Origin of the sequence: Myroides sp. C6-3 (genome assembly GCF_050522425.1) — a bacterium.
In the GTDB taxonomy this organism is placed as follows: domain Bacteria; phylum Bacteroidota; class Bacteroidia; order Flavobacteriales; family Flavobacteriaceae; genus Flavobacterium.
Genome location: NZ_JBMVQP010000018.1, coordinates 61,783 through 69,061 on the forward strand (window position 1 = coordinate 61,783; position 7,279 = coordinate 69,061).

2 protein-coding genes are annotated in these 7,279 nt (G+C 38.2%); one reads left to right on the forward strand and one right to left on the reverse strand.

All coding sequences use genetic code 11. From position 1 onward, the window contains the following. Positions 1-244: 244 nt before the first annotated feature. Positions 245-1,480, reverse strand: coding sequence for a GTPase HflX (hflX, locus tag ACPDG9_RS09270; protein WP_430527477.1), 1,236 nt, complete (start codon positions 1,478-1,480; stop codon positions 245-247). Between the two features lie 285 nt (positions 1,481-1,765). Here hflX and ACPDG9_RS09275 point away from each other — a divergent pair, with 285 nt between their 5' ends. Next, positions 1,766-7,132 (forward strand): gliding motility-associated C-terminal domain-containing protein, encoded by a 5,367-nt coding sequence (locus ACPDG9_RS09275; RefSeq protein ID WP_430527478.1) that lies wholly within the window; start codon positions 1,766-1,768, stop codon positions 7,130-7,132. Positions 7,133-7,279: the final 147 nt, after the last annotated feature.

Consider the following 7,279-nt stretch of genomic DNA (forward strand, 5'->3'; position numbering starts at 1 on the left):
TGGGTTTTAAAGTGTATAAATAAAAAAAGGCCCCTCAAATGAGGAGCCTTGAAACGTTGAATAAATACTATAATAATTAGCTTATCCTTGGTCCATAGAAATTCCCCTTCGAAGTGCAGATGCAATTCAAATTAGAAGAGAAATTATTATTTACTAGGTGTGTGATAAGCATAGCGAATTGGCGTTTGTTTAACGGAAGAATAAAAGTACTACATTTTATCTTTGCTGCGTTCTAAAATAAAAGTTAAATTTTATCGTCTTCATTTTCAATTAAATGGTCGAAATCGGGATACAAGAAATTGTTATACGGAAATCTCGTAATGTGAATTTGTCGAACCGCTTCGTACACTGTTTTTCTGAATTCTTCAAAATTCTCTTTGTTTGTTGCGGAGATGAAAATAGCATTTTCAGGACCTACTTTGCCCATCCATGTTTTTTTCCACTCTTCTATCGTATAATGACGCGACGTGCGTTCTGTCATTAAGTCGTCTTCAGCAATTACTTCTGGATGATAGGCGTCAATTTTGTTAAATACCATAATGGTCGGTTTGTCATCACTTTTAATGTCTTTGAGAATTTCATTCACTGAAGCAATGTGATCCTCAAAATCGTGATGCGAAATATCTACAACGTGTAAGAGTAAATCTGCTTCACGTACTTCATCTAAGGTGCTTTTGAACGACTCTACTAATTGCGTAGGTAGTTTGCGGATAAAACCAACAGTATCCGAAAGGAGAAACGGCAGATTGCCAATGACAATTTTTCGAACAGTCGTGTCTAAGGTGGCAAACAACTTATTTTCAACAAAGACTTCGCTTTTTCCAATGGCGTTCATTAAGGTTGATTTACCGACGTTGGTATAGCCCACAAGAGCCACGCGAACCATCGCCCCACGGTTGCTGCGTTGAGAAGCCATTTGCTTGTCAATTACTTTTAATTTTTCGCGTAACAAGGTGATGCGATCGCGAACAATTCGTCTATCTGTCTCGATCTCTGTCTCTCCAGGACCACGCATTCCAATCCCTCCACGCTGTCTCTCTAAGTGCGTCCACATTCCCGCTAGACGAGGCAATAGGTATTGAAATTGTGCAAGTTCTACTTGGGTTCTCGCATACGAAGTTTGAGCGCGTTGTGCAAAAATATCCAAGATTAAATTGGTGCGGTCTAAAACTTTACAATCCAAGATTCGAGAGATATTCTTTTGCTGTGCAGGAGACAATTCATCGTCAAATATTACGGTGTGAATGTCGTGTTCAACAATATAATATTTGATTTCTTCCATCTTCCCAGTCCCCAAGAACGTCTTTGGATTAGGTTGATCTAACTTTTGACTAAAGCGCTTGTGCACTTCACCACCCGCTGTAATCGTTAAGAACTCAAGCTCATCCAAGTACTCGTTTAACTTTGCTTCATCTTGATCTCTATTGATGATACCAACAATAACAGATCTTTCAAAATTTATTTCTTCTCTTTCAATCATATATATATTGTCTAGGGGAACAAAATTAGTAAAAAAATATGGCTTAAGGGTTTAGTTGTCTAATTGTTTGTTTTTTTCTCTATTTAGAGAAATAAATGTGTGAATATTGGTAAAAATACGCTATTTTTTGATTAAAAGATAGTTAGTTTTTATTTAGTTTAAAATGCATTAATACACAAAAAGAGGGTTGTTTGCTAGATTAATTCCATAAACAGGAGTTTTTGTTAATTTTAATATAATAAATAGTATATATTTGACCCCTTAAGAACCCAAAACTTATAATGTATGAAAAGAATTACAATGCTATTTGTTTTCTTGTTCAGCGTCTGTTGGATGTATGGACAAGATGTGACGATAGGACAAGGAACTTCAAGAGATCGATATCCCTTTGGGGCTTCGTATGGTTTTGAACGTTCTGCTGCTTTGTATACAGCAGCGGAGATCAATCAGACGGGATTTATCAATAGCTTGGCATGGGAAATTAGCTACTTAGAGGAAGCAAGACCGATTCGAATATTTTTGAAAGAGGTCGAATCAAGTGCGCTTATTTCGGCTAATTGGGATACGTTCATCACTGGAGCGACACTAGTGTATGATGGTATTTTTAACCCAAGCAGTACCGGTTTTGTTAGTCAAGCTATTTTTCCTTCTTTTAATTACACTGGAGGAACAAAGAATCTACTCGTTTTGGTAGAAACGAATTATGGAGGCGGAGGCGGAGGGTCTTCGTATGGAGTAAAAGCCTCTACTGTGGAGAATATGCATTTTTTCGCACGTACGGATTATGCTCCTCCAACGGTTAGTTTAGATGCTGCTTCAGTAAGACCTAACATTAGATTATCGTTTGGTGCAGCGGCTACTTGCCCTCCAGGAAGTGCTGTAATTGAAACCATAGGAGCGACTATGTTTAATTTTACGGTGCCTCATGCAGCTGCAATGCAAAGTCTAGAGTATGAAGTGCGTTCATCAGGTGCTGCAGGTTCTGGAGCAACAGGATTAGCTGCTTCGGCAACGGTTACTGATTTGAGCACGATGCCTATTGTGGCAACGGGCTTAACCGAGGATACTGCTTATTCCTTATATGTACGACCAATTTGTGCGACTGGAACAACTGCTTTTTCAAGTGCTATATCTGTTCGAACAGGGGTAGCTGGTGCAATTGGTTCAGGTACGACAACGAGTGATTACCTTCCAATTTATACCTTTTATGGTTTGAATTATTCTCAGATGATTTACACAGCTGAAGAGGTATCTGCTGCTGTCGGAGATCGTCGTTTGGTTGACAAAATAAGATTGTATTATGCTGCAGGTGGATCAGAACCAGAAACGTACAACAATTGGACTGTCTTTATGGGGAATTCAACTCAAGCTAATTTTGCAAACACTACAGCCTCTTCTTGGGTAGCACATGAAAACTTAGGACAAGTCTTTTCAGGTGAGGTTGATTTAAGTTTACCTGCTGGACGTTGGGTAGAGATTCAATTAGATGAACCTTTTGTATGGGATGGTGTAAGCAATTTGGTCTTAGCCATCTTCGAAGATAGTCCTGATTATAGTTCGGGAACTAAGTTTAGAACCTTTGCTACTACAGAAAATAGAGGAATTTTAAAATATACAGATAGTGCATTAAGTCCTGTTATAGCTACTTCAGGATCAGCATCTAATGTATATAAATACGTGCCTCAATTACAATTATCAACAATAGAAAGTCCGGAGTGTTATATGCCACTTGCGTTAAGTGGAACTAATGTCACGGAGTCTTCTTTTACCTTGGGATGGAATTTTTTAACGGGTTCAATGAATAATGGATCAGAGTATTATTTAACAACAGATCCAACTCCCCCAACAGAGGATACTGTAATTACAGGAGCATTTGCTCAAGATGTTGTAACAGCTGAAATGACAGATTTAGAGGAGAATACCTATTATTATGTATTCATGCGAACAATCTGTACAAGTGGAGATCGTAGTGAATGGTCAATCAGACCATTGAAGGTTAAAACAGGATTAGTTCCTGTTGCATTACCGTATAGTGAAGAATTTGAGAATAATCCTACATTTGGTTTTGAAAATGGAGCAACAAATCTTTGGTTTATCGGTACAGCTGTTCATAATGGAGGAACAAAAAGCTTATATATTAGTAATGATGAAGGGGTGTCAAATAAATATACAGTAGGAACAGCTCAAGTTTCTCATGTTTATAAGGATATTATCATTCCAGATGACGCTACTGAAATTGAAGTGCGTTTTGATTGGAGAGGAATGGGAGAAGGAAGCGATCCGGCGAATGACTATGATAACGTAGGTTCAGGAGCAGGTACCCGAACAGGAACAGATAATTTCAGAGTTTGGATGACTCCTGTTTCTTATTTTCCTCGTATAGGAATCAATACAACTACAGCTAATGGAGTAAAATTAGGTGTGGATTATTATGGAAGCAATACATTTAGAGCGGGATCAGCCGTTGGAAATGTTGCAGCCATACAAGGTCAGAGAAGACGTATTATTATTGAATGGAAAAACAATGATTATAGTGGAACTCAACCACCAGCTGCGATAGATAATTTGAACATCACGGTTAAAACATGTGCTAGTCCAACCCAATTTAAAGTTGATAGTACTACACAGACAACAGCTCAAGTAAGTTGGGCAACAGTTTCAGGAGCTACAAGTTATGATATTTACGTATCAGAACAACCAGCTATCCCAACAAATACAACAGTGCCTACACATACTACAACTACGAATCCATTTACAATTCCCAATTTGAGATCAAATACAGAATATTATTTTTGGATTCGTTCGGTTTGTTCTACTACAAGTAAGAGTTATTGGGTTGGTCCGATCAAAGTATTAACACCACAGGTACCTGGAGAAGTTCCATATATCGATGGTTTTGAAGAAAGTCCTAATGAATGGACTGTGAATAGAGCTTCCAATTCTTGGGTTGTTAGTGCAGCTGTGAATAATGGAGGGTTGATGTCTATGATTGTATCACAAGATGGAGGTGGAACACACACGTATAATACAGGAGCCTATTCGGTTGCTCATGCTTATCGCGATATCCTAGTTCCAGATGATGCTGAGGAGTTACTCCTAACGTTTGATTGGAAAAATATGGGAGAGATTAAAAGAGGTAAAGGGATTGACTTTTTCCGAATTGTAAAAGTTCCAGTAACGACTTTCCCAACTCGAGGATCAGCACTAACGTTGAACAATGAGAATGTTTTAGTAGGAATGCCGTTTTATGGTGATTCAGATCGCTTCCAAAGAGAAGGAGCTACGATTGACGTTAGCGCTAATCAAGGTCAAGTTATCCGAATTGTATTGGAGTGGAAGAACGATTACCAAAAAGGAGAGCAACCACCAGCAGCAATAGACAATATTAATATTGACTATTCAACTTGTCCAGCGGTGACGGATGCTAAGGCAGAACTAATCCGCAATACAGATAACTTTTTGTTATCATGGACACCTAAGGGATCTGAAACTCGTTGGCAGGTGATTACACAACTGCAGGGAACAGGTCGTCCGGATTATTTAGCAACTACAGGTGAAATTGTGGAAGGAACGCCAGAATATATTATTGAGAACGTTCCTCAAGGTGAGTATTTTGAATATTATGTTCGCCCAATTTGTGGAGAAGGAGATGATGAAAGTTTAGCCGTTTGGTATGGACCGATTCAATATTCAAACTTCTTGCCTCCAATGTGTGCAAATATCGATGAAGGCCAAGTAGAGTGGCCGAAAAATGAAAAATTTGACTATTTGATTTGCCAAGATGGTCCTGTAAACCAGACTTTAGTGGCCGATTATTTCGATATTAAAAAGACGGATACGTATACTGTAGAATCAATTCCTTATGACCCTCCTTTCCCTTTCTTTGGTGGAGATGCCATTGACCTAACACAAGATGACGAATGGTCTGATGTTATTGACCTTGGCTTTAATTTCTGTTTCTATGGAATAAACTATGATAAAATATTGATTTCAACGAATGGTGCCATTACATTTAGTATTGAGGGAGAAGTTGAAGGAGGAAGAATTGAACCTGGATCATATAGTGCATACAGTGTAAGTGATACAATACCTTTTCCATCTACGTATGATAATGCCCCATTTATGGCGGCTATTCACGGAATCATGCAAGATGCGGATCCATCTAATTCACCTGAAGATTATTCCGTTAACTACCAAATTTTAGGAGCAGCCCCATGTCGTGCTTTAGTGTTTAATATGTACCACATGGGAATGTTTAGCTGTGGATTCGATGAAGACGATATTGAAGGCTCAACAACGACAACTCAAATTGTTTTGTATGAGGGAACCAATATTATTGAAGTCTATGTGAAAAATAGAAAATTCTGTAGCTCGATGAACAGTGGAAGAGGATTAATTGGAATCCAAAATGAGGATGGTACAGAGGGAATTGCTCCTCCAGGGCGCAATACTGGAGCGTGGAATGCTTCAAATGAAGCTTGGCGTTTTATGCCTAACGGCGACACTTCTGTCGACTTTAAATGGTATAAAAACGGAGAAGAGTATTCAACTGAAAGTGAAATTGATGTTGTTATTACAGAATCTGTAAACTATGTTGCTAGAGCGGTGTATGAAACTTGTGGGGATAATAAATTGGTTATTGAACGTGAATTTAATTTCTTGAAAGAGGACTTTGATGTAGCCGCTTTACCAAATGTTTATGCCTGTGGAAGTTTTGATGACGAGGGTAAGGCATTGATTGATATTTCAGAGAATAAAGCACTTGTTTTTGCTGACTTGGGTGAGGGAAGTATGGATAGGTATACTGTAGAGTATTTTGAAGATCCAGAATTTAGAACACCTTTACTTGATATCGTGGAGGTGACAGGTGAACGTATCGTATATGTAAAAGTGACAAACCTCACAACAAATTGTAGTAAAACTGTAAGTTTTAAAGCAATTCGCGTGACGCCTGTTCAACCTACACAGTTAGCAAAACAAGAGGGATGCGAAAGCGTTGTGTTACCTAACTTAAAAGAAGGGGAAGTTTATTATAGTCAACCAGAGGGTCAGGGTACAAAATATGAAGGAGGCGATGTCTATGACGTAATTGGAGATAGCGTTTTATATGTACAGTACACAGGTAGTCAAGGATGTAAATGGGATGCTCCAGTAGATATTACGGTATTTGCTGCTGCTGAGGTAGATAAAATCAAAGATGTTGTCATGGAATGTGAGGTATATGTATTACCTGTTTTATCGGAAAATAATCGCTATTTTACAGAACCTAATGCTCAAGGAGAAGAGCTTTTCCCAGGTGAGCGAATTCTTGAACCGAAAACAATTTATGTTTATGCTGTTAATGGTACAAGTAAGGTATTCTGTAATGCCGAACATAGTTTTACTGTCAATTATGTAGACTGTCCACTTCCGAAGGGAATATCACCAAATGGCGATGGAATTAATGATTCTTTCGATTTGAGCAAACACGGAATTTCAAAAATTCAGATTTTTAACCGAAATGGGGTAGAAGTTTACGCTCATGGACTTGATTATATCAATCAATGGAGAGGACAAGATTCCTCTAATAAATTGTTACCAGTAGGTACATACTACTATGTAGTTGTTTCAAACGGAAAAGTTAGAACAGGTTGGGTACAACTTAATTATTAAAACAAGTAATCAACGGTGTGTTGCCACACCGTTGATTCTCTATAAAAAAGTAAAACGTATATGAGAAAAGTATATTTAACTTTAGGACTACTGAGCGTGCTTAGTAGTTTAGACACACAAGCCCAACAAAATCCTCAATACACCCAA

What these genes read in the sequence shown, in the direction of transcription:
- ACPDG9_RS09275 (WP_430527478.1), top strand. Translation starts at nt 1,766, where the DNA reads ATGAAAAGAATTACAATGCTATTTGTTTTCTTGTTCAGCGTCTGTTGG.
- hflX (WP_430527477.1), bottom strand. Translation starts at nt 1,480, where the DNA reads ATGATTGAAAGAGAAGAAATAAATTTTGAAAGATCTGTTATTGTTGGT.